Annotated in this window: 1 protein-coding gene; it reads left to right on the forward strand. The window is 66.3% G+C overall.

Annotated elements, in window-relative coordinates:
* The first annotated feature begins 48 nt into the window (after positions 1–48).
* Positions 49–842 (forward strand): IS5 family transposase gene (locus tag AC3ET3_RS36105; protein WP_435613734.1). Its coding sequence is split into 2 segments (ribosomal slippage): positions 49–381 and positions 384–842, totalling 792 coding nucleotides; the frame shifts between segments, so codons are not numbered across the junction.
* Positions 843–852 lie beyond the last annotated feature (10 nt).

The following is an 852-nucleotide window of genomic DNA, read 5'->3' on the forward strand; positions in this document are numbered from 1 at the left end:
AGAAGACATCTCATTTGGCGTGTTCGATAGTCTGCGGTCGTGGACATCGTGGAGCGCCTGGTGCCGGATGAGTTGTGGGAGTTGTTCGCGCGGGTGGTGCCGCCAGCCCCGACACGGCCTCAAGGTGGTGGCCGACGGCGGTACGGGGATCGCGAGGTGCTGGCCGCGATTGTGTTCGTGGCCACGTCAGGGTGCACATGGAAGCAGTTACCGCCATCCTTCGGCCCGTCGGGGCCGACCGCGCACCGCCGGTTCAGTGAATGGAGCAGGGCCCGGGTCTGGGCCAAACTGCACCGCCTGGTGCTGGATGAACTCGGCGCTCGCGGAGACCTGGACTGGTCGAGGTGTGCGATCGACTCGGTGAACATGCGGGCCCTGAAAGGGGGGACCTGACAGGTCCGAATCCTGTCGATCGGGGCAAGAAGGGCTCGAAGATCCACCTGATCACCGAGCGGACTGGTCTGCCCCTCTCCGTCGGTATATCGGGCGCCAACCTCCACGACAGCCAGGCCCTGCAGCCCCTGGTCCGCGGGATCCCGCCGATCCGCTCCCGCCGCGGCCCACGCCGACGCAAGCCCGCCAAGCTGCACGCCGACAAGGGCTACGACTACGACCACCTGCGTCGATGGCTGCGCAAGCGCGGTATCACGCACCGCATCGCACGCAAGGGCATTGAATCCTCCACACGTCTGGGCCGCCACCGCTGGACGATCGAGCGCACCATGGCCTGGCTCGCCGGCTGCCGTCGGCTCCACCGCCGCTATGAACGCAAAGCCGAACACTTCCTGGCCTTCACCGCCATCGCCTGCACCCTCATTTGCTACCGCCGACTCACCAAATGAGACGTCGTCT

This window comes from Streptomyces sp. bgisy159 (assembly GCF_057707805.1).